The sequence below is a fragment of the Draconibacterium orientale genome (genome assembly GCF_900111425.1).
GTDB lineage: Bacteria > Bacteroidota > Bacteroidia > Bacteroidales > Prolixibacteraceae > Draconibacterium > Draconibacterium orientale.
Window position 1 is genome coordinate 36,762 of record NZ_FOHT01000036.1, and the last position, 21,839, is coordinate 58,600.

Sequence of the window (21,839 nt, forward strand, 5' to 3'; positions counted from 1 at the left end):
GTTTTAAAAAATTAGTTCGGCAAAAATAAAAATTACAATTATTATGGCCGAATAGATAAAGAAAATACGTTTGGGCAAATAGCCCGACAGGGAAATATTTAAACTTTGTTTTACGACTGCTGCCAAATAAATTTTTTCAAACAGATAGGCCACAAACGTTGCCATTGCAATTCCTGCTATTCCCCAGAATTGCACAAAAACAAGGCTCAATACAACATTTAAAATCAGCTCGAATAAAGCTGCTGCCATAATCGGCTTCGATCTTTTTAATCCATTCAAAATAGTTTGAGGAAACATTAATCGACTAATAATCAGCAATAAATAAATATTAAAGATAGTGGCACTTTCCTGAAATTTCACATTAAAAATTACAGGAAACAATGGTTTCGAAACGAGTAACAAAATGGCCGTTAGCGGAAAAAGAAAGTGCATTAACTTTTGTACACTTTGCTTTAACTGTTGTAAGTTTTCAGCTAACAGTTCTTTTTGGGCAAAAACCGGAAGCATTGCATTACTTAATGCATTGGCAAGTAACATAGCTAACGGAAGTTCGCGGGCTCCATAACGAAACACAGCAAAAGTTGCTTCATCAAATCGTGAGGTAACGATAAAACCGTCGATAAACTGCGCCGAGCCACTTAACAAAGTGGCAATAACCAGCGGAAGCCCTAATTGTAAATGCTCGCGAACAAACGATTTCGAAAATACGATTTCGCGATTGGCAAAAAGTGTAATTAACAACCACAAATAGCGCCCAACAAAACTAAACACCAGGCCCTTCATTGCCAGCTGAACACCATACCCCAGCAATACCGGCAAAACAACCAAAACAAATTGCACCGAAAAAGAAACCACCGCATAAATCACAATCGCTTTGTTTCGTTTCGTCAGTAGATAATAATATTCGACAAGGCTTGGTGCAGGACTAACAACAATAAAAATCAGTAGCAAAACAAGCTCAGGAATCGGTTTCCCATTTAACAATACGTTTGAAAAAAAGGATTGAAAAAGGAATAAAAGAGTTGCAGCAAGCACACTAAAACTCTGTATAACAAGCAATGCACTAAAAACATTGGTTTTGTTGTTACTTTTATTCAAACCAATTGGCAGTAATGCTTTTAGCAAACCATTCAACCAGAAAAAACTTACTGCACCGGCTAAAAACACAAAGGTTTCGTACTCACCAATTGCTTTCTGGGTTAAAGTTGTTTTGGCAAAAACAATACCTACCAAAATTAAAGTTGAATAACGTGCCAGCTGAAAGATCTGGAAGGCAGAAATACTATTTATGTATTTTTTCACGGATCGGATTTGAATTTAAAAGTATAAAAATTGCAACACATCCGGCTATAAAAAGCACCAGACTACGCTTACCGAAAAATTGGAAACCGATAAATCTACTATATTTGTTAAAAAACGAACAAAAATGATTCAACTCAAAGGCTGGACCCGCAATACCCTTTTTATTGTCGGACTTCTTTTTATCATTTTTCTGTTGTGGTATTTTAGTGCCATTGTTACCTACATTCTTATTTCGGTGGTGCTATCGTTCGTTGGCCGCCCATTAACCCGCTGGCTGACAAAAATAAAATACAAACGTTTTAAAATCCCCAAAGGCCTGGCTGCTTTTGCAACGCTGGTAAGTTTATGGATTGTTTTTATTTCATTCTTCAGGTTCATTATCCCGCTCTTACTTAGCGAAGTTGAAACCCTGTCGCAAATTGATTTCACCCTCGTTCTCGATTCCATAGAAGAACCCTTATTGAACCTGATGCACTTTTTTAGTAAGGACACCGTGAGTATCGAATCGAAGAATTTTATGGATATTGTTACGGAAAGCCTTGGTGCTGAGATAGATTTTTCGCAGGTATCGAACTGGTTCGGGCTCGTAGCAGGAACAATTGGAGAACTTTTAATCGGCTTCTTTTCCGTTTCGTTTATCACCTTTTTCTTTTTAAAAGAAGAAAGTATGTTCACCACCTTTATCATACTACTGGTTCCTACTCACTTAGAAGAAAAGGTTGCCCACATCCTCAATTCTATTTCCTACCTTTTACGACGCTATTTTATCGGCTTACTGTTAGAAGTTTTTATGGTAATGTTGCTCGATACCATTGGCCTCACCATTGTGGGCATTGAGTTCAATCATGCGGTTGTAATTGGTTTATTCTGCGGAATGTTCAACGTTATTCCTTACCTCGGTCCGTGGATGGGCGCTGCGCTTGGCTTACTTATCGGAGCTGCTTTACATATTAATCTTGATTTTATGAACGAAGTCCTGCCAACTTTGGGATGGATGACCGTAGTTTTTCTTTCCGTTCAGGTAATCGATAATGTTCTTTTTCAACCCCTTATTTATTCCAGCAGCGTAAAAGCACACCCACTCGAAATTTTCCTGGTAATTATGGCTGCCGGAAGTATGGCCGGAATTATCGGAATGATACTGGCTATTCCTGTTTACACTATTATCCGTGTTATTGCTGCCGAATTTTTCGAGAACATGAAACTGGTGAAAAAGCTTACCAAAAACCTCGAAAAAGAGAAAACTGAAGGCTAAAAAAATTCCGTGCCCAATCGATATTAGAAATCAAAAAATCACTTCCCATAAATGTAATCAATCGCATTCCCTAAACATTCTCAGCTATTTAACGTAAAAATTTTCATCATTTTAGAACCTTAAGGTCTTTTTATTGTTAATAGATTAAGTCTGAACAAAAAGGCCTTTATTTTAATACTAAACTTAACAGAATGAGAGAACACTTCTTTTGGGGAGGTTTTATGAAAAAAACGCAAATTTTCATATCCCTGTTCGCATTTGTTACCTTTATTTTGCTTTCAACTAATCTGTATGCCGATTCCGCCGAATCTGTTGTTACTGAAGGGCATTCACACGAAGATGTAAAACGTGGCGAACGCTTTTTCAAAGGTTTATTACCCTTCGATCGTGAATATTCGTCCTGCGTTTCCTGTCATAACCTGAACCGTGTTGACACACTGAACTGGAATCCCTCGGCAATGGACATTGCAATAAAATACGCCGATAAGGATTTTGAATCGTTTCAATCCTCGGTAATGAATCCGGTTGGCATAAAAATGGAAGCTTCGCATGTTAATTTCGATATTTCGGAAGAAGACCTGAAAACGGTAAAAGTTTATTTAGACAATTTGGCGCACACCGGAGTTCCTCCGGCAAAACCAACGCATTACAACCTCATTCTGTTCCTGTTTTTAGGATTGCTGATTACCTGGGCAGTGGTTGAACTGATCTTCATCCGAAAGATTAAATTGAAATTCATTCCTTTAATAATATTGCTTGGTGCTTTTGGCTGGCAGGTAAAAATGATTGTTACCGATGCTATTAAATTGGGCCGTCAGGAAAATTATGCCCCCGATCAACCCATTAAATTCTCGCATAAGGTACACGCCGGCGAAAACGGAATTGATTGTATGTACTGCCACACAACGGCCGAGCAAAGTAAATCGGCAGGTATTCCCGCCACAGATCTTTGTATGAACTGCCATATTCTGATTCGTGAAGGAACAAACAGCGGCAAATTTGAAATTGCCAAAGTAGTTGATGCTGCAGAAAACGGGCACTCTATCGAGTGGAAACGAATTCACAACCTGCCCGATCATGTTTATTTCAGTCATGCGGTGCACGTTGGCTCCGGAAAACTCGACTGTATGCAATGTCACGGTCCGGTTGAAGAAATGGATATTATGCAGCAACACAGCGATTTGTCGATGGGATGGTGTGTAAACTGCCATCGCGATACCGAGGTAGATTTTGGAAATAATGGCTATTACGAACATTACGTGAAACTGCACGAAGAAATGAAATCCGGAGCTATCGACTCGGTAAAAGCAGTTGATATTGGCGCCAATGATTGTATGCGCTGCCACTATTAATCATTCAAGTTTAAAGCAGAATCAAACAAACTATGACAAAATATTGGAGAAGTTTAGACGAGTTAAATAATCCGGCGGAGTTTAAGCAAAACGAAATTAAACTGGAACTGGATGCTAAACGTGCCGTAATTAAAAAGGCTTCCGGCTCATCGCGTCGCGATTTTCTGAAAGTTTTTGGGTTTAGTGTAGCAACCGCAGCGGTTGTTGCCAGCTGTAAACGGCCTGTCGACAAAGCCATTCCCTACCTGGTAAAACCGGAAGAAGTAACTCCCGGAATGGCTAACTATTACGCCTCAAGCTATTTTGAAGCCAACGAATATTGCAGTGTTTTAGTGAAAGTGCGCGATGGACGCCCTATAAAAATTGAGGGTAACGACTTATCACCTGTTTCGCAAAAAGGTACTTCGGCGCGGGTGCAGGCTTCGGTTTTGGATTTGTATGATGACGCCCGTTTTAAAACGCCACTAAAAAGAGGCGAGGCAACCAACTGGGAAGAAGTAGACGGCTACATAATCAAAAAATTGGAGCAGCTAAATAACGACAACAAGAAAGTTGTTCTGCTCACGTCGAGTATAATTTCTCCAACAACAAAAAAAGTAATTGCACGCTTTCAGGAAAAATACGCAAATGTAGAGTGGGTAAAATACGATGCGGTTTCGGCAAGTGGAATTTTGGAAGCCAACCAACAGAGTTTTGGAACGGCATTGATTCCTGATTACCGATTTGAACGTGCAAAAGTGATTGCCAGTTTTGGTGCCGACTTTTTAGGTACCTGGCTTTCATCAACTGAATATACAAAAGGATACGCAGCCGGAAGGAAAGTGCTGGACAAAGGCGATGAAATGAGTCGTCATTATCAATTCGAATCAGGAATGACTTTGACCGGATCAAACGCCGATGTTCGCGTTCCGATAAAACCGTCGGAAGAAAAGACGATTTTAACAGCGCTGTATTATCAGTTATTGCAGGCAAAAGGATTTATGACCATTGCCGGTCCGGGCAGTCCGGTTGATGTAGAAGAATTGGCTGAAGACCTGCTGGCAAACGAAGGGGAATCACTTGTAATTTCGGGAAGCAACGATGTAAATATCCAACTGATCGTAAATGCCATTAATAATCTTTTGGGAAATTATGGTTCAACGATTTTATTCGACAGACCATTATATACACATCAGGCGATAGATGCCGATTTTGAAAAAGTAATCAGCGGATTAAAAAATAAAGAAATTGCCGGAGTCCTTTGCTGGGGTGTAAACCCGGTGTACAATCATCCAAACGGTGAGGAAATAAAGGCACTGATCTCTGGCGCTGAACTCTCGGTTTCGTTCTCCGACCGGAAAGACGAAACAACAGCAGCCTGCCATTGGGTGTGCCCTGCCCCACACTACCTTGAAGCGTGGAATGATGCAGAACCTAAAAAGGGAGTATTCAGTTTGTCGCAGCCAACTATTTCAAAACTGTTCGACAGCCGTCAGGTTCAGGAAACGCTGTTAAAATGGAGCGGCGAAGAACAACCCAACTATTACGAAATTTTAAAAGCAAACTGGGAAGAGAACTTCACCGGCTTGCAATCAAAATATTCCAATTCCCGATTATTCTGGAACGATGCTCTGCAGAAAGGAGTATTTCAAACTGAGATAACTGCTGAGACCCCAAGTTATAGCGAAAATGGATTAGAAAATGCCTTACAACTTGGCGACCAACAATCGCAGGGATGGGAAATTGTTTTCTACCAGAATGTGGCATTAAAAGACGGAAATTCTGCCAACAATCCGTGGTTACAGGAATTGCCCGATCCCATTGCAAAAATCAGCTGGGATAATTTTGCTGCTGTGCCGGTAAAATGGGCCGAAGAGAATGGCGTTCAAAATGAATCGGTGATTACCATAAACGGTATTGAAATGCCGGTATTTGTGCAGCCCGGACAAGCTCCTGAAACCATTTCGGTAGCATTGGGTTATGGCCGCGAAGTTGCCGGAAAAGTTGGCGACGGTGTGGGTAAAAATATGTATGCACTGACATCGATTCAAAACAATGCCAAACAACTTTGGCTAAGTGGTGCCGATGTACAGACAACGGAAAAAACTTTCGAACTGGCTTTATCGCAAACGCACCACTCGATGGAAGGCCGGCCAATTGTTCGTGAAACCAATTTCGATAAATGGCAACTCGATCCGGCTTCGGGTAACGAAATCCGTAAAGAACATTTGGAACACCACGTTTCCTTATATCCTGAACAGGAATTTAAAGGGCATCATTGGGCAATGGCAGTCGATCTGGGAAGCTGCGTAGGATGTGGAAACTGTTCCATCTCTTGCCAGGCCGAGAACAACGTTCAGGTAATTGGAAAAGAACAGGTGCGTAATCGCCGGATCATGCACTGGATTCGTGTGGATCGTTATTTCTCAAACGATGCAGAAAATCCGGATGTATATCACCAGCCGGTAATGTGTCAGCATTGCGACAATGCACCGTGCGAAAATGTTTGTCCGGTTTCGGCAACACCTCACAGCGAAGAAGGTTTGAATCAAATGGCCTACAACCGCTGTGTGGGAACCAAATATTGTGTGAACAACTGTCCGTATAAAGTGCGTCGTTTTAACTGGTTTCAGTATGTGCAAAATCCGGAGTTTGATTACGCATCAAACAGCGATTTGGGACGTATGGTTCTTAACCCTGATGTTACCGTTCGTTCGCGAGGAGTGGTAGAAAAATGTTCGTTCTGTGTACAGCGTATTCAGGAGAAAAAAGCAGAGGCAAAAGTTGACGGAAGAATGTTAAAAGACGGAGAAGTACAACCGGCCTGTGTTCAGTCGTGCCCGGCCGATGCGCTGGTTTTTGGCGATCTGAACGATGAGAACAGCAAAATAAACAAGCTGTTTAAAAACGAGCGGAATTACCATTTGCTGGAAGAATTGCACACCCTGCCATCGGTAGGATATTTAACGAAGGTTAGAAATAAGAAGAGTTAAAAAATATTGAGATACGATTGATCAACATCAAAAACTGAGGACGTCATTCCGAACTTGTTTCGGAATCTGTTTTAAAAGATGCTGAAACAAGTTCAGCATGACGGCAACCACTTTACGAAGTTGACAATTAAGTAAGAAACAAAAAAGCATAAACGCCTATGTTTAATTCAGCCGTAAGGGGAAAGCTAATTGATGGCGACAAGTCATATAGCCAGATATCGAAGGAGATATTAGCGCCCATCCACGCCAAAACGCCACTGTGGTGGTATGCAGCCATGCTGGTGAGTTTAGGCATGTTCGGATTTGGTTTGTATTGTAAATACATTACCATTTCAACCGGAATTGGTACCTGGGGAGTCAACAACTCGGTAGCCTGGGGTTGGGCCATCATCAACTTTGTTTGGTGGATCGGAATCGGACATGCCGGAACCGCATTTTCCATTTTCCTGCTCATTTTACGGCAAAAATGGAGAACCGCCATTAACCGCGCCGCCGAGGCAATGACAGTTGTTGCCGTGTTCTGTGCCAGCCTTTTCCCGCTGTTGCATATGGGCCGCCCGTGGTTGTTTTTCTTTATTTTCCCGTATCCGAATACACGTGGTCCGCTGTGGGTGAATTTTAACTCACCGCTTTTCTGGGACTTTGTGGCCATTTCGGCCTACCTGCTTATATCAGCAAGTTTCTGGTATTTCGGTATGGTGCCTGATTTTGCCACCATTCGCGACACGGCGAAATCGAAAATAAAAAAGGCTGTTTACGGATTTTTTGCTTTTGGCTGGACCGGATCGAGCCGCGAGTGGCTGCGTTTTGAAGGACTGAGTTTTGTGCTTGGCGGAATTGCTGCTGTTTTGGTGGTTTCGGTACACTCGATTGTATCGACCGACTTTGCGGTTTCAGTGCAAGCTGGATGGCACACCACCATTTTCCCGCCTTACTTTGTGATTGGAGCAATTTTCTCAGGATTCGCGATGGTGCTTACCCTTGTAATTACGATGCGCGGCTTATACAATATGAATGATTTCATTACCGACCGACACGTTGATGCGGTTTGCCGCATCCTGATATTCATTTCTCTGATTATGGGAACGGCCTACATGACCGAAATCTTTATTGCCTGGTATTCGGCTTCAGAATACGAAACGTATATGTTCTTTAAAAACCGTTTGTTTGGTGATTATGCCTTTCAGTTTTGGGCCATGTTTACGGCCAACGCTGTGATTCCGCAGTTGTTCTGGTTTAAAGCGGTACGCAAACGCATGTGGATCGTATTCATTATTTCCATCATCATTAATATCGGGATGTGGTTCGAGCGTTTTAACATTGTGGTTACCACGCTTAGCCGCGATTACCTGCCGGCTGCCTGGGCCAACTACTCGCCCACTTATGTTGAAATAGGATTTTTTGTCGGTACGCTCGGAATGTTTTTGGCCGGAGTTCTGTTGTTCTTCCGCTACATTCCAATGATTGCCATTTCAGAATTAAAGAGTGTGGCAAAATTCGACAAACCAAATAACGGACAACTAAAAGCAAAGAGTCATGAGTAAAAAATATATCCTTGGCGTTTTTGACGACGAAGCTACTTTGGTTGACGCTTTTGAGAAATTAAAAGACAAAGGAGTAATGCCGGTTGAGGTTTACACTCCCTACCCGGTACACGAAATACTGGAAGGAATGCCCATAAAAACACGCATTACACACGCAGCTTTCTTTTACGGATTATTTGCCGCGTTGGGTATCCTCGGATTTCTGACTTATGCAGCAGTAATCGACTGGCCCTTACGTTACGGCGGAAAACCGTTTAATGCTTTCCCGTCGTTTATTGTGGTTACTATCGTGGCTACTATTCTCGCTATAACGTTGCTTACGCTTTTTACTTTTTCGGCACGGGCGAAAGTATTCCCCGGCAAAAAAGCAGAGATCTTTCACGAGCGCGCTACCGACGATAAGTTTGTTATGGTTTTTGATGAGGAAGGTATTGCGAACGAAAGTGAATCGCTAAAAGCAATTCTAACTGAACATGGTAAAATTGAATAAATAGATTTTGAACTATGAGCATTGAGAAGAACAGATATAAAATGAAAGATAGACCTATAAAGCAAAGCGTAACTTTTGCCTTGATACTTTTAACTTTTGCCTTGATTTCATCCTGCGACTACAACCGCCGAACAACCGGCTGGCAGTATTTCGATGACATGGTTACCTCGCCGGCCTACGAGAGCTACACGCCCAATCCGAATTTTGCCGACGGTAAAACCATGCAACCGCCTGTTCCGGGAACAATTCCACGAGGAACAGTTCCTTACGCTTATGAGAAAAGCGACGAAGACCGGGCGCTGGCTGCTGCCACACTGGTTAACAACCTGGAACCAAGTAAAGAAAACCTGCAACGCGGCGAAAGAATGTATGGCATTTATTGTATGCAGTGCCACGGCGAGAAAGGCGACGGACAAGGATCGTTGTATGTAAGCAAAAAATACACTTATCCACCGGCCAGTTTGTTAAGCGAAAAAATGATGGACAATCCCGAAGCCGATATTTACCACGTTATTACAGTGGGCTTTGGAATTATGGGCGAGCACGGTTCGATGATAAAACCAGACGACCGCTGGAAAATAGCAATGTACGTTAAAGAAGTACTACAAAATTGAAAAAAATAAAATGAGAAGTACTCTACATACAAAAATATCAGAACAGTTTTGAAGCAGTACAGAGCGTAACATGTTTCGCTCCGGCTCAAATTAAAACATGCTCCCCTTTTGAGGGGAGCTCCCGACAGGGAGAGGGGTAAACTAGTAACAGATTGAAAAAGAACTAAAGCAACAGATATGGAAGACCGATTAACACTTTCCAATAAGTTTAAAATGCTTACCTACGCGCTAATGGCCGTTGGTGTAGTTTCGTTTGCACTGGGTTTTGTTTTCGATGCCGAGCGCACCTGGGCAAACTACCTTTTAAACAACTACTATTTTGTGTCGCTGGCCATTGGCGCCGCCTTTTTTGCCGCCATCCAGTACATTACACAATCGGGCTGGTCGGCCATGTTTAAACGAGTGCCCGAGGCGATGGTTGCGTATCTTCCGTTTGCTGCGGTGTTCTTCCTGATTCTGTATTTTGGAATGCATTCGGTTTTTGAATGGACACACCACGAGGTGGTATCGCACGATCATATTTTGCAGCACAAATCGCCTTATTTGAATGTGCCCTTCTTTTTCGCACGCATTATTGTATTTTTTGCTGCATGGATCATTCTTTCGAAAGTATTGCGCAAATTTTCGCTAAAAGAAGACGAAGTTGGCGGCATGCTGTATTTCGAAAAATCGGAGTTCTATTCAAAGATCTTCATTTTTGTGTTGGCATTCTCATTCAGCCTGTTTTCGGTTGATATGTTGATGTCGCTCGAGCCGCACTGGTTCAGCACTATGTTTGCCGGAAAAAGCTTTATGGCAGGAGTTTTACATGCCTCTTCGATAATTGCACTGATTGTAATTATACTGTCAAAACAAGGGAAATTCCCGCTGCTAAACCACAGTCACCTGCACGATTTTACCCGGTATATTTTTATGTCGAGTATTGTTTGGGGCTACTTCAATTTTGCCGAATTCATGTTAATCTGGTACGGCAACATTCCTGAAGAAACATCGTGGTTTGTACACCGCTGGCACGGTGTTTACAAAATTCTGTTCTTCGCCAATATAGTAATTAACTGGGCCATTCCGTTCTTGGTACTGATGCCACGCAAAAGTTCGAGAAGCAAACTATTTATGATACCGGTAATTATTCTGTTGATAATCGGACAATACACCGAATTGTACTACATCATCTGGCCGGCAACGGTCCACGAAGCGAAGTTTGGCCTGCTAGAAATCGGGACTTTCCTCGGTTATGCCGGATTATTTTCGTGGGTAGTAGGAACTACGCTTACAAAAGCCAGTCTGGTTCCGAAAAATCATCCTTATCTGGAAGAAAGTATTCAGCACCATTTCTAAGGAATTATCTTCAGTATTTTAATTATTAGTTTTAGGAAGTATTCCAAAGGATTTCTCAATGCGATTTTCTCCTTTTGGAGCACACCCCAGGTTTCACAACTGAAGATTTATTGCTTTGGCAGTAGGCCCGAAGTCATCTTTATGAGCTATCCTGAATTCCGGTTCATCCCTGAAAAGTACCCATTCGCCGATATTTATTTCAAAAGCCTTTATTTTCAGGCTTACTTTATGCATATTTAAATCCAAACCTGTAATTTGCAGAAGTTAAATCTTACTACTCAATAAAAACAATATGGAATTATTCGAAGCACGCAATGTAAACAAGGTTTTTGCCAGCACTCAGGCCTTAACCGATGTTAGCATTTCGGTGAAAGAACAAAGTATTTTTGGTTTGCTTGGCCCCAACGGTGCGGGCAAAACCACCCTCATCCGCATTATTAACCAGATTACCGCCCCCGACAGTGGCGAGATTTTTCTGAACGGTAGAAAAATGAACCGCACAGACATTTCGCACATTGGCTACCTGCCCGAAGAACGCGGACTGTACAAAAAAATGAAGATCGGCGAGCAGGCCATCTACCTGGCTCAGCTGAAAGGAATGTCGCACCGCGATGCAAGCAGAAACCTGAAACACTGGTTCGAGAAATTCGACATTATGCCCTGGTGGAATAAAAAGGTGGAAGAGCTGTCGAAAGGAATGCAGCAAAAGGTTCAGTTTATTACTACCGTTGTTCATCAGCCCAAACTGCTGATTTTTGATGAGCCTTTTAGTGGTTTCGACCCGATAAATGCCAATCTGCTGAAAAAGGAAATTCTGAACCTGAAAGCAGAAGGTGCAACTATAATTTTCTCCACCCACAACATGGGATCGGTTGAAGAATTGTGCGACCACATTGCGCTGATCAACAAATCGAAAAAAATTGAAGACGGGCCAACCGACGAGATTCGCATGAAATACAAATCGAATACGTTCGACATTAAATACCGGGGCGAATTCAATAATATCCACCTGGCTTTGGGTTCCGATTATAAAATCATCAGTCACGATGAGTCGGGAAAAGCGAAAACGCTGAAAGTGCAGTACCTGAACGGAAAATCGAATAACGAATTGTTACAGGCCATTATGCCGGCCGCCGAAATTATCTCGTTTGAGGAACTTATCCCGAGCATGAACGACGTATTTATTAAAGCCGTTGAAGAGTCGAACAAAAACTAAAACAGCCAACATGAACAACACATTACTGATTTTAAAACAAGAATACCTGAAACGGGTAAAAAAGAAATCGTTCATCATATTAACCATCCTAATGCCGTTTTTAATAGCCGGCGTTTACGGACTGGTCATCTATTTCTCGATAAAAGACGATACTGAAGAACGCACCATCGCGGTGTACGATGCTACCAATTTATTTCTTGGCGAATTCAGCGAAGAAGGAACAACCAGCTACCATTTTATTCCAAAAGAAGAATTTACGGAATTGAAAACCAACCTGAAAGGCAGTGGTTATTATGGCCTTCTGTATATTCCATCCGATATTTATTCGAACAACCAGGCGCAGCTTTTCTCCGAGAAACAGTTGCCGTTTGAATTGACCGAACAAATTGAGCGCAAACTCAGCCGTTTTATCGAAAACGACAAGCGCCAAAAAGTAATTGCCGATTCGGGCATCCCCGATTTGGAAGAGCGCCTGAGCAAAACACGCACCAGCGTAAACCTTAGCACGCTAAAAGTATCGCAATCGGGCGAAACAAAGAAAAGTTCGTCGGTAGTAGCTTTTATTGCCAGTTACGCCATGGGGCTGCTCATATATTTCTTTGTATTTATGTACGGAGCCATGGTTATGCGCAGCGTAATGGAAGAAAAGAAAAGCCGCATTATCGAGGTAATTATTTCATCGGTAAAACCCAGCCAGCTAATGGCCGGTAAAATTATAGGTACCGCATTGGTTGGCCTCACGCAGGTTGCCATTTGGCTTGGGTTAGGAGGTATTGGACTGATAGTGGTACAAAGTTTCTTTTTCTCGCCCGAAACAGCACAGCAAATGAGCCAAAGTATTATGGAATCGCAGGGGCAAATGAACCCGGCAGCCATGCAAACAGCGCAGTCGAACCAGGTTATGGAAGTGATGGAAATGATCGGCAACCTGAACATTCCACTCATTTTGTTTTCCTTTGTGTTCTATTTTCTGGCCGGTTATTTATTGTACAGCGCTTTATTGGGTGCTGTTGGTGCCGCTGTCGATAACGACGAAGACTCCCAACAAATGGTATTCCCGGTAACTTTCCCGCTTATCCTTTCAATTATGCTGCTCTTCCCTATTGCCAAAAATCCTGAAGGTCCGCTGGCATTCTGGTGCTCTATAATACCATTTACCTCACCGGTGGCCATGATGGCTCGTGTACCTTACGACCTGCCCATTTGGGAGCTTTTACTTTCAATGGGATTACTTGTGCTTACAACCATCGTATGCATTATGGCAGCTGCAAAAATTTATCGCATCGGGTTGCTGATGTATGGTAAAAAGGTAAATATTAAAGAGCTGATTAAGTGGCTTCGGTACAAAGGCTAGTAACGAAAATAATGAGTCGTGCTAAAAAGTTAGCAACAACGTCATTCTGAATTTATTTCAGAATCTATAGAACCTGGTTTCTAATTCTTAAAAGATCCTGAAACAAGTTCAGGATGACGAAACAAAATCTTTTTTGACAGCCGTACAAATCCCGGTTTTCTTAACAAAGCAGACAAAAACATGATTTTTTTCACATCTACTATTTAGAATAAATAAAAATTACATATATTGCGATCATTATGAAAAACACCGGTAACAATATGATGATGTGTTGTTGTTTCCTGAAAAACGGGAAAGGTGTTGTAGTGTTTTAAGTTGAGCTAAATTGCATGATTATACAAGGCCTTTCCGTGAACGGAAGGGCCTTTTTTTTGTTTAATGAATAGTTACCGAAATAACTCAATAATTAAAAAGAATGAAAGCAAAGAACATTTTAGAGACCATTGGCAACACGCCACATGTAAAAATTAACCGCCTCTATCCGGAGGATTACGAAGTATGGGTAAAAGTTGAGAAAACAAATCCCGGTGGGAGTATAAAAGACCGTATTGCCCTGGCTATGGTTGAAGATGCCGAGAAGAAAGGGATACTAAAAGAAGGTTCGGTTATTATTGAACCTACATCGGGAAATACCGGAATCGGATTGGCACTGGTAGCAGCTGTAAAAGGTTATCGTTTAATTCTTACCATGCCCGAATCAATGTCGTTGGAAAGAAGAAGAGCATTGAAAGTGTTTGGTGCCGAACTGGAGTTAACTCCAAAAGAAAAAGGAATGAAAGGTGCCATTGCCAGAGCTGAAGAACTGGCCAGCGAGCTGGGTAATGCCTGGATACCTCAACAATTTAACAATCCGGCAAACGTTGCCGTACACCGCGATATTACCGCACAGGAAATTTTGAAGGATTTCCCCGAAGGTTTCGATTACCTGATTACCGGCGTTGGTACCGGAGGTCACATTACGGGCGTTGCCGAGGTTTTGAAAGCAAAATTTCCAAACCTGAAAGTTTTTGCTGTTGAACCGGATTCAAGCCCGGTAATTGGCGGAAAAGATCCCGGTCCGCATGCAATTCAGGGAATTGGTGCCGGTTTTATTCCGAACAACCTGAATACAGAACTTCTTGACGGAACAGTAGAAATCAGTAAAGACGAAGCTTTCGAGTATGCACAAAAAGCTGCACGCGAAGAAGGTTTGTTTGTTGGTATTTCGTCGGGAGCATCGTTGGCAGCCGTTGCCAAAAAGATAAAAGAACTTCCGAAAGGATCGCGGATTCTTACGTTCTCGTACGACCACGGCGAACGCTACTTATCAATTGAAGGTTTGTATTAAAACTAACGTCAATATACAGGAAGGGAATCATTCGAATGGGTGGTTCCCTTTTTCTTTTTCTGGATTCGAAACACCATCAAGCAAATCTATCAAACAAAAGTTTCCAATTGTTTGTTCTTTCTTCGTATCTTATTAAAAACTAAGAATGAAAGGATTAACTATGTTTTTAATCGGACTTATTGCAGGAATAATTTTAACAATCGTTCTTTTGATTGTGATTCTACCCAAACAGATGTTTGTTGTAAACGAAAGTAAATTGGGCTTTGATGAAACCGTTGCTGCCATTGAACAGTCGGCAAAAGACAATAACTGGAGCATGCCGCACTTATACGATCTGCAGGCAACCATGAAAAAACATGGTTTTGAGGTAAAACCCGTAAAAGTATTTTCGCTGTGTAAACCCGATCATGCTTACCAGATATTAAGCAGCGACCAGGAGCGTGTTGTTTCGGCCCTTATGCCATGCCGTGTTGCGGTTTACGAACGCAACGGCAAAACCTATGTATCGATGCTAAACTCCGGCCTGTTCTCGAAATTTATGGGGAACAAAGTTAAAACCGTTATGGGAGCTGCCAGCGAAGAAAATAAACAAATACTGGCTCCCGTTATCAAGTAAGAAAAACTAAAAACAATAAAAACTACCATGAAAAAACTATTGTATTTATTCATCCTGGTTGTATTTGCAGCCTGTAATTCAGGAACACAAAAAACCACTGAAGTTGCCCAACCCGAACAAATTGTAGAATCCACCATTGCTATTGGCGGATTGCATTGCGATGCCTGCGTGGCTTCGGTAGAAAAAGGTGTAAATTCCCTGAGTGGGATTGAATCGGTAAAAGTGACACTCGCCGATTCAACTGCCATTGTTACCTACAACGCATCGGCCGTGTCGATCGACGAAATTGAAAAAAGCATTGAAAAGCGCGGATACACGATAAAAGCCGTAAAATAAGCTTCAACAACAGTTAAACTACTACTATTCACAATGTTCTGGTGATAACTGCCTGAAGTTTTCGGCATAATATTTGTAAAATTCCGTACATTGCAAAAAAGCCATAGAAACAATGAAGGAAAATTTTAAAAACGGAAAACCGGAATTAAAGGAAACAGGGGCTATATGGAGCGTTAAAGTTGACATTCCAACTGCCGTTTCTCACGATTCCATCAGGCTTTACAAAAAAGCCCGGGAATTGAAACTGAAAGTAATTTTGAATTAAATAAAAAGCTTTGACCACGATTGGTTCAAAGCTTTTTTTTTATAAGTCTATTTTCAATTCATTCAGTCGCTTCTTTAACCTCTGCTCTCAACTAAAGCAGTTACAATTTTCGTGCGCAACAACCATCAGCGCTGAATAGCTTTCGCTCTGCAACTGCGAACTTGTGACCTGCACCCCCTCTCTCGCTGAACTTCCGTTTCCTTTTCTTAACTTCGCCACTAAAATTTTAGTAACATGGGCAACTGGTCAGAAGAACTTCACAATAAAATAGACGAACAATTACAAGGCGGCAGAGAGAAAGACCTGCGCTTTTTTCGTATCGATGAGTTTAAACGCAACATCTCGCGTGTTGATGAATTTTCGAATTCGTGTCCGGCATGTAAGAAAGAACAAATTGATATAACCAAAGCGGTAAACAACATCGCCCAGGCTGTAAACCACGTTGGCAAACCACGCCGCAATTACGACCGGCTAATCACCCGCCTCTCCAAACACATGCAAAAGGAGCACGGTTTTTACGCGCCCTACTATTTTACCTACCTTATTTCATTCTTTGGAATTATTGGCGGCTCTGTTCTGGGCTACCTGTTGATGCAACTAAATGCCGACATCAAACTCGAACTTTTCCTTATTGGTTTTGCCATCGGGCTGTTGCCCACCTACATCTGGGGCTATTTAAAAGACAAAAAAATAAGAAAAGAGAAGCGGCTGATGTAAATTTAGTCAACAAAAAACGGTTTTTTACTGTTACCTTTCCAACACTCTCGTTACTGATACCACGGAAATTGTAATCAAGAAATAGAAAATTTAGCGAAAAACAACTGCACAATGAAAAACACTGTTTTATTTGTACTGGCAGCAATTGTTCTGTTTGCCTGTAACGAACAACAACCAAAATTAGATTATCCGGTGACTAAAAAAGGAGAAGTAAAAGACACCTACTTTGGTGTTGAAGTGGCCGACCCCTACCGTTGGCTCGAAGATGACCACTCGGACGAAACTGCCGAATGGGTGAAGGCCGAAAACAAAGTAACTTACAGCTACCTGAACCAGATTCCGTACCGCGAAGAGTTAAAAGAAAAACTTTCGTCGATATGGAATTACGAAAAAGTGGGCGCACCGTTTAAAGAAGGCGACTGGACCTATTTTTACAAAAACGACGGCCTGCAAAACCAATACGTAGTTTACCGTTATAAAACCGGTGAAGATGAATCAACAGCCGAAGTTTTTCTCGATCCGAATACGTTTGCCGAGGACGGAACAACATCGCTGGATGCCCTGAGGTTTTCGGAAAACGGAAAAATTGCCGCCTACTCGATTTCGGAAGGTGGCAGCGACTGGCGCAAGATTATCATTATGGATACCGACTCCAAAACGCAAATTGGCGATACGCTGATTGATGTGAAATTTACCGGTATTGCGTGGAAAGGCGACGAAGGTTTTTTCTACTCGAGCTACGACAAACCGGAAGGCAGCGAATTATCGGCAAAAACCGATCAGCATAAATTATACTACCACAAACTGGGCACTGCTCAAAACGAAGACGAGCTGATATTTGGAGGAACACCCGAAGAAAAACACCGTTATGTTGGCGGTGGAGTTACCGACGATAATCGTTACCTGGTAATTACTGCCAGTGTTTCTACATCGGGAAACAAACTGTTTATTAAAGACCTTACCAAGCCCAACAGCAAACTAATTACTGTAATTGGCACCGACGAAAGCGACACCTACGTAATCGACAATGTAGGCACCAAACTATACCTGGTTACCAATTTAAATGCACCTAACCAACGCGTGGTTACCACCGATGTTAGTAATCCAACTCCCGAAAACTGGGTAGATTTTATTCCTGAGACCGAAAACGTACTCAGCCCGTCAACCGGATGTGGCTATTTCTTTGCCGAATACATGATCGATGCCGTATCAAAAGTATTTCAGTACGATTACGACGGCAAAATGATTCGCGAAGTGGAATTACCGGGAGTGGGTTCGGTTGCAGGTTTTGGTGCCAAGAAAAAGGCTACCGAAATGTATTACACCTTCACCAACTACATTACGCCGGGAAACATTTATCAATACGACTTTGAGACCGGCAAATCAGAACTGTACCGCAAACCGGCTATCGATTTTAATCCAAACGATTTCGAAAGCAAACAGGTTTTCTACGCTTCGAAAGACGGCACTAAAATTCCGATGATTATTACCTATAAAAAGGGTACGGAATTGAATGGTAAAAACCCAACGATACTTTACGGTTACGGTGGTTTTAATGTAAGCCTTCCGCCAAGTTTCTCGGTTACCAATGCAGTTTGGTTAGCGCAAGGTGGCGTGTATGCCGTGGCCAATTTGCGCGGTGGCGGCGAGTACGGTAAAAAGTGGCACGACGCCGGAACCAAAATGCAAAAGCAAAATGTTTTCGACGATTTTATTGCCGCTGCCGAATACCTGATTACAGAAAACTATACATCAAGCGATTACCTGGCCATCCGAGGCGGATCGAACGGCGGATTGCTGGTTGGTGCTGTAATGACACAACGTCCCGAGTTGATGAAAGTAGCACTTCCGGCAGTTGGCGTACTGGATATGTTACGTTACCATACCTTTACTGCTGGTGCAGGTTGGGCTTACGACTACGGCACAGCCGAAGACAGCAAAGAAATGTTTGAATACCTGAAAGCTTATTCTCCGGTGCACAATGTAAAAGCGGGTGTTGAATATCCGGCAACACTCGTAACTACCGGCGACCACGACGACCGTGTTGTTCCGGCTCACAGCTTTAAATTTGCTGCCGAATTGCAGGCCAAACAAGCAGGCAACAACCCGGTTCTAATCCGCATTGAGACTGATGCCGGACACGGAGCAGGAACACCGGTAAGCAAAACCATCGAGCAATATGCCGATATTTATGGCTTCACATTGTGGAATATGGGCATTAAAACACTGGCTGAATAAAAAAGTGGATTTCTGAATGAAAATATGAATAACCCCATCCTTTAGGGTGGGGATTAACAACTTCAGGTTTACCACAGGATTAAAAGGGAATTTTGTAATTTTTAATTTACAAAATTCCCTTTTAATCCTTATTTACATCCATATTCTGGCCCCGCCATAAATGACGGCATTAATCAGAATTATTACCAGGAAACGATTATCCCGAAAAAATTAATTCCAGGCAAGTCCAAATTTTCAATCAAGAAATACTACTTTTGGATTCCCGGTAGCACGATTTGTTACCGGGAATTTTTATGTTGAAGGACGATGCAATTTCTGGTTATTGAGGGAAATATAGGAGCCGGTAAATCAACACTTTCGCGTATGATTGCCGAAGATTACAACGCTAAACTGGTGATGGAACAGTTTGCCGACAATCCATTTCTGCCAAAGTTTTATAAAGACAAGGAACGCTATTCATTTCCGCTGGAACTTTCGTTTTTAGCCGACCGCTACAACCAGATCAAAAACGAAGTACTCAACCTCGATCTTTTTCACTCGTTTATGGTGGCCGACTACTATTTTGCCAAAACCGCAATTTTTGCCGAAAACACCCTGAAAAAAGATGAATACCATCTGTTCCGGCAAATCTTCAACATTATTTTCGAATCGATGCCCAAACCCGATTTATACGTTTACCTCCATTCGGATGTGAACCGGCTGATGAAAAATATAAAAATGCGCGGGCGCGATTATGAACAAAATATGGATCCTGATTACCTCGATAAAATTGGTAACGGATACTTTAATTTTTTTAAACAAATTTCCTCCTTCCCCATCCTGATTATTGACATTAATGGCATCGATTTTGTAAAAAATCCTGACCATTATCAGCAATTAAAATCAGCTATTTTTAATGGCGATTACAAACCGGGAATAAACCGTTTGATATTGTGATAAAAACATGGAGCACAGCTTTTAAATAATGAAAAGCTTTTTACTTTTGTCTGCTCGAATGTGAATGTTTAATTTTAGTATAAATAATGTCTGTTATGAGAAGAATCAACTTTAAACCTATCGCCTTGTTTGTTGGTGTAGCGGTTTTACTGTCTGGATGTTCCGGACTAAACAAAATGAAAAATAATGCCGATCAAATCAACTTCAAAGTTACCCCCGAGGTGCTTGAAGCACACGCCAGCGAAGTTGCCGTTGCCATCGACACCCGTTTCCCCGCCAAATACTTCAATAAAAAAGTTACACTAACGGCTACACCCGTGCTAAAATACGATGGTGGCGAAACGGCCTACAATCCTGTTTCAGTACAGGGCGAAAGCGTTGAAGCCAACAACAAAGTAATTAGCTACACCGGTGGAAGTGTAAATTACAAAGATGCTGTTGCCTACGATAAAGCCATGGCAAAATCAGAGCTTTACGTAAATATTAAAGCAACGCAAGGTGCAAAATCGGTTGATTTCGAGCCAATAAAAGTTGCCGATGGTGTTATCGCTACCAGCGAAAAAGTGATTATGATCCCGAAAGCGATTTTAGGTGTTGAGCGCGAAGCTAACAACAGTGGAAAATACGATCCGAACATTGATGCTTTCATGCGTATCGTTCCTGACGAAATGACTGCCGACATCAAATACCTGATCAATCGCTCAAACATTCGCAGAGACGAAATTTCGAAAAGTGAAGTTACTGCATTGGAAGACTACACTAAAAAAGCAAACGAAGACGAAAGAATTGATTTGAAAGATGTTGAAGTTTCAGCTTATGCATCACCTGATGGTACAATCGATCTGAACCTTGACCTTGCTGCAAAACGTAAAGAAACTTCTTCGGCATTTTTGGCCAAAAAATTAAAAGAAGCCGGTATTGACGTTAAGCTAAAAACAAAATACACTCCTGAAGACTGGGACGGTTTTAAAACCTTGTTGGAGCAGTCGAACATTAAAGACAAAGAACTGATCCTGCGTGTACTTTCAATGTACAACGACCCGGAAGTTCGCGAGCGTGAAATCCGTAACCTAAGTGAGACTTTTAATGAAGTAGCCGACGAAATTCTTCCACAGCTGCGTCGTGCAAAAATGACGACCAGTGTTGATATGATTGGTAAAACCGACGAAGAATTAAAAGCTGCTGCAAAAGCCGATCCGGCTTCATTAAACCCTGCCGAATTACTTTATGCTGCTACTTTGTTCCAGGATCTTAATGAACAACTTTCGGTTTACGATGCATTTATGGAAGTTTACCCGAACGACTGGAGAGGACCAAACAACGCAGGCTACGTAATGGTTCAGCAATACAAATATGCCGATGCAAAACCATTGTTCGAGAAAGCGGAAAAACTGGCTAACAACGAGCCGATCGTTAAAAACAACGTTGGTGCGGTTACTTTAACCGAAGGCGATGTTGACGCCGCTGAGGCTTTATTTGGTGCTGCTGCAGGTGCCGGCGATGCTGTTAACTACAACATGGGAATCGTTAGCGTTAAAAAGGCAGAATATGACAGAGCTGTTCAATATTTCAACCGCTTTGCCGATGTAAACTCAGGATTGGCAAAATTACTGGCCGGAAACAACAACGGTGCAGTTAAAGATCTTGACGCTTGTACAATTGAAGGTTGCTACATGACTGAATATTTCAAAGCTGTAATTGGTGCCCGCACTGCTAAAGAATCGTTATTGTTCGACAGCCTGAAAGCTGCTGTTGAAATGAATGCCGGTTTGAAAGAAGTGGCCAAAACAGATATGGAATTCGCAAAATATTTCGACAATGCTAAATTTAAAGCAATTGTTGACTAATTAACTTTATTGCAAAATTTAAGGAAAGAGGCTGTCCAAAAAGTAAAATTGGACAGCCTTTGTTTTTATTGTCCCTTTAAGATTTGTATCTTAAAGGTGGATATGACAATAAGATCAAAC

General features: G+C 41.9%; 19 protein-coding genes. 17 read left to right on the forward strand and 2 right to left on the reverse strand.

The window, feature by feature from the left end; genetic code table 11:
* Positions 1–3: 3 nt before the first annotated feature.
* Positions 4–1,302, reverse strand: a complete 1,299-nt coding sequence (locus BMW53_RS17170) for an oligosaccharide flippase family protein (protein WP_038556399.1) — start codon at positions 1,300–1,302, stop codon at positions 4–6.
* Positions 1,303–1,426: 124 nt separating this feature from the next.
* Here BMW53_RS17170 and BMW53_RS17175 point away from each other — a divergent pair, with 124 nt between their 5' ends.
* The 7 genes from BMW53_RS17175 (at position 1,427) to BMW53_RS17205 (ending at position 10,867) form a co-directional block, all read left to right on the forward strand.
* Entirely contained in the window at positions 1,427–2,557 is a 1,131-nt protein-coding gene (locus tag BMW53_RS17175) for an AI-2E family transporter (protein WP_051567622.1), read from the forward strand.
* 191 nt (positions 2,558–2,748) lie between these two features.
* On the forward strand, positions 2,749–3,909 hold the full coding sequence (locus BMW53_RS17180; protein ID WP_051567623.1) for a cytochrome c3 family protein: 1,161 nt from the start codon (positions 2,749–2,751) through the stop codon (positions 3,907–3,909).
* 32 nt (positions 3,910–3,941) lie between these two features.
* Positions 3,942–6,881: a TAT-variant-translocated molybdopterin oxidoreductase gene (locus BMW53_RS17185; protein ID WP_051567624.1), complete on the forward strand. Its 2,940-nt coding sequence runs from the start codon at positions 3,942–3,944 to the stop codon at positions 6,879–6,881.
* Between the two features lie 158 nt (positions 6,882–7,039).
* Entirely contained in the window at positions 7,040–8,425 is a 1,386-nt protein-coding gene (nrfD, locus tag BMW53_RS17190) for an NrfD/PsrC family molybdoenzyme membrane anchor subunit (RefSeq protein ID WP_038556403.1), read from the forward strand.
* Positions 8,418–8,915, forward strand: coding sequence for a DUF3341 domain-containing protein (locus tag BMW53_RS17195; protein WP_038556404.1), 498 nt, complete (start codon positions 8,418–8,420; stop codon positions 8,913–8,915). Before nrfD ends, BMW53_RS17195 begins: the two co-directional genes overlap by 8 nt.
* A gap of 41 nt (positions 8,916–8,956) precedes the next feature.
* Positions 8,957–9,529, forward strand: coding sequence for a c-type cytochrome (locus tag BMW53_RS17200; RefSeq protein WP_051567625.1), 573 nt, complete (start codon positions 8,957–8,959; stop codon positions 9,527–9,529).
* Positions 9,530–9,706: 177 nt separating this feature from the next.
* Positions 9,707–10,867 (forward strand): hypothetical protein, encoded by a 1,161-nt coding sequence (locus BMW53_RS17205; RefSeq protein WP_038556406.1) that lies wholly within the window; start codon positions 9,707–9,709, stop codon positions 10,865–10,867.
* Between the two features lie 93 nt (positions 10,868–10,960).
* Here BMW53_RS17205 and BMW53_RS21015 read toward each other — a convergent pair whose 3' ends face one another.
* Positions 10,961–11,101: a hypothetical protein gene (locus tag BMW53_RS21015; RefSeq protein WP_157470747.1), complete on the reverse strand. Its 141-nt coding sequence runs from the start codon at positions 11,099–11,101 to the stop codon at positions 10,961–10,963.
* A gap of 58 nt (positions 11,102–11,159) precedes the next feature.
* Between BMW53_RS21015 and BMW53_RS17210 the strand changes: the two genes are divergently transcribed.
* The 10 genes from BMW53_RS17210 to BMW53_RS17250 all read left to right on the forward strand — a co-directional run bounded on the left by BMW53_RS17210 (position 11,160) and on the right by BMW53_RS17250 (position 21,719).
* Positions 11,160–12,083, forward strand: coding sequence for an ABC transporter ATP-binding protein (locus tag BMW53_RS17210; protein ID WP_038556408.1), 924 nt, complete (start codon positions 11,160–11,162; stop codon positions 12,081–12,083).
* A gap of 10 nt (positions 12,084–12,093) precedes the next feature.
* Complete coding sequence (locus BMW53_RS17215; protein ID WP_038556410.1) at positions 12,094–13,437, forward strand: ABC transporter permease; 1,344 nt, start codon at positions 12,094–12,096, stop codon at positions 13,435–13,437.
* A 415-nt stretch (positions 13,438–13,852) separates the two neighbouring features.
* Positions 13,853–14,764 carry a cysteine synthase A gene (gene cysK, locus BMW53_RS17220; RefSeq protein WP_038556412.1) on the forward strand — a complete coding sequence of 304 codons (912 nt, stop codon included), beginning with the start codon at positions 13,853–13,855 and terminating at the stop codon, positions 14,762–14,764.
* A 145-nt stretch (positions 14,765–14,909) separates the two neighbouring features.
* Complete coding sequence (locus tag BMW53_RS17225; RefSeq protein ID WP_038556414.1) at positions 14,910–15,380, forward strand: DUF302 domain-containing protein; 471 nt, start codon at positions 14,910–14,912, stop codon at positions 15,378–15,380.
* Positions 15,381–15,407: 27 nt separating this feature from the next.
* Entirely contained in the window at positions 15,408–15,716 is a 309-nt protein-coding gene (locus BMW53_RS17230; protein ID WP_051567626.1) for a heavy-metal-associated domain-containing protein, read from the forward strand.
* A 112-nt stretch (positions 15,717–15,828) separates the two neighbouring features.
* Entirely contained in the window at positions 15,829–15,981 is a 153-nt protein-coding gene (locus tag BMW53_RS21020) for a hypothetical protein (RefSeq protein WP_157470750.1), read from the forward strand.
* A gap of 234 nt (positions 15,982–16,215) precedes the next feature.
* Positions 16,216–16,698: a SoxR reducing system RseC family protein gene (locus BMW53_RS17235; protein WP_038556415.1), complete on the forward strand. Its 483-nt coding sequence runs from the start codon at positions 16,216–16,218 to the stop codon at positions 16,696–16,698.
* A 111-nt stretch (positions 16,699–16,809) separates the two neighbouring features.
* On the forward strand, positions 16,810–18,936 hold the full coding sequence (locus BMW53_RS17240) for a prolyl oligopeptidase family serine peptidase (RefSeq protein WP_038556417.1): 2,127 nt from the start codon (positions 16,810–16,812) through the stop codon (positions 18,934–18,936).
* Positions 18,937–19,242: 306 nt separating this feature from the next.
* A complete protein-coding gene (locus BMW53_RS17245) occupies positions 19,243–19,872 on the forward strand; it encodes a deoxynucleoside kinase (protein ID WP_051567627.1) in 630 nt (209 codons plus the stop codon).
* A 95-nt stretch (positions 19,873–19,967) separates the two neighbouring features.
* Entirely contained in the window at positions 19,968–21,719 is a 1,752-nt protein-coding gene (locus BMW53_RS17250) for a tetratricopeptide repeat protein (protein WP_038556419.1), read from the forward strand.
* The last annotated feature ends 120 nt before the right edge of the window (positions 21,720–21,839 follow it).

Bases quoted from the DNA above. Each gene is read 5' to 3' on its own strand.
- BMW53_RS17175 (WP_051567622.1), top strand. From the start codon at position 1,427: ATGATTCAACTCAAAGGCTGGACCCGCAATACCCTTTTTATTGTCGGA.
- BMW53_RS17180 (WP_051567623.1), top strand. From the start codon at position 2,749: ATGAGAGAACACTTCTTTTGGGGAGGTTTTATGAAAAAAACGCAAATT.
- BMW53_RS17185 (WP_051567624.1), top strand. From the start codon at position 3,942: ATGACAAAATATTGGAGAAGTTTAGACGAGTTAAATAATCCGGCGGAG.
- nrfD (WP_038556403.1), top strand. From the start codon at position 7,040: ATGTTTAATTCAGCCGTAAGGGGAAAGCTAATTGATGGCGACAAGTCA.
- BMW53_RS17195 (WP_038556404.1), top strand. From the start codon at position 8,418: ATGAGTAAAAAATATATCCTTGGCGTTTTTGACGACGAAGCTACTTTG.
- BMW53_RS17200 (WP_051567625.1), top strand. From the start codon at position 8,957: ATGAAAGATAGACCTATAAAGCAAAGCGTAACTTTTGCCTTGATACTT.
- BMW53_RS17205 (WP_038556406.1), top strand. From the start codon at position 9,707: ATGGAAGACCGATTAACACTTTCCAATAAGTTTAAAATGCTTACCTAC.
- BMW53_RS21015 (WP_157470747.1), bottom strand. From the start codon at position 11,101: ATGCATAAAGTAAGCCTGAAAATAAAGGCTTTTGAAATAAATATCGGC.
- BMW53_RS17210 (WP_038556408.1), top strand. From the start codon at position 11,160: ATGGAATTATTCGAAGCACGCAATGTAAACAAGGTTTTTGCCAGCACT.
- BMW53_RS17215 (WP_038556410.1), top strand. From the start codon at position 12,094: ATGAACAACACATTACTGATTTTAAAACAAGAATACCTGAAACGGGTA.
- cysK (WP_038556412.1), top strand. From the start codon at position 13,853: ATGAAAGCAAAGAACATTTTAGAGACCATTGGCAACACGCCACATGTA.
- BMW53_RS17225 (WP_038556414.1), top strand. From the start codon at position 14,910: ATGAAAGGATTAACTATGTTTTTAATCGGACTTATTGCAGGAATAATT.
- BMW53_RS17230 (WP_051567626.1), top strand. From the start codon at position 15,408: ATGAAAAAACTATTGTATTTATTCATCCTGGTTGTATTTGCAGCCTGT.
- BMW53_RS21020 (WP_157470750.1), top strand. From the start codon at position 15,829: ATGAAGGAAAATTTTAAAAACGGAAAACCGGAATTAAAGGAAACAGGG.
- BMW53_RS17235 (WP_038556415.1), top strand. From the start codon at position 16,216: ATGGGCAACTGGTCAGAAGAACTTCACAATAAAATAGACGAACAATTA.
- BMW53_RS17240 (WP_038556417.1), top strand. From the start codon at position 16,810: ATGAAAAACACTGTTTTATTTGTACTGGCAGCAATTGTTCTGTTTGCC.
- BMW53_RS17245 (WP_051567627.1), top strand. From the start codon at position 19,243: ATGCAATTTCTGGTTATTGAGGGAAATATAGGAGCCGGTAAATCAACA.
- BMW53_RS17250 (WP_038556419.1), top strand. From the start codon at position 19,968: ATGAGAAGAATCAACTTTAAACCTATCGCCTTGTTTGTTGGTGTAGCG.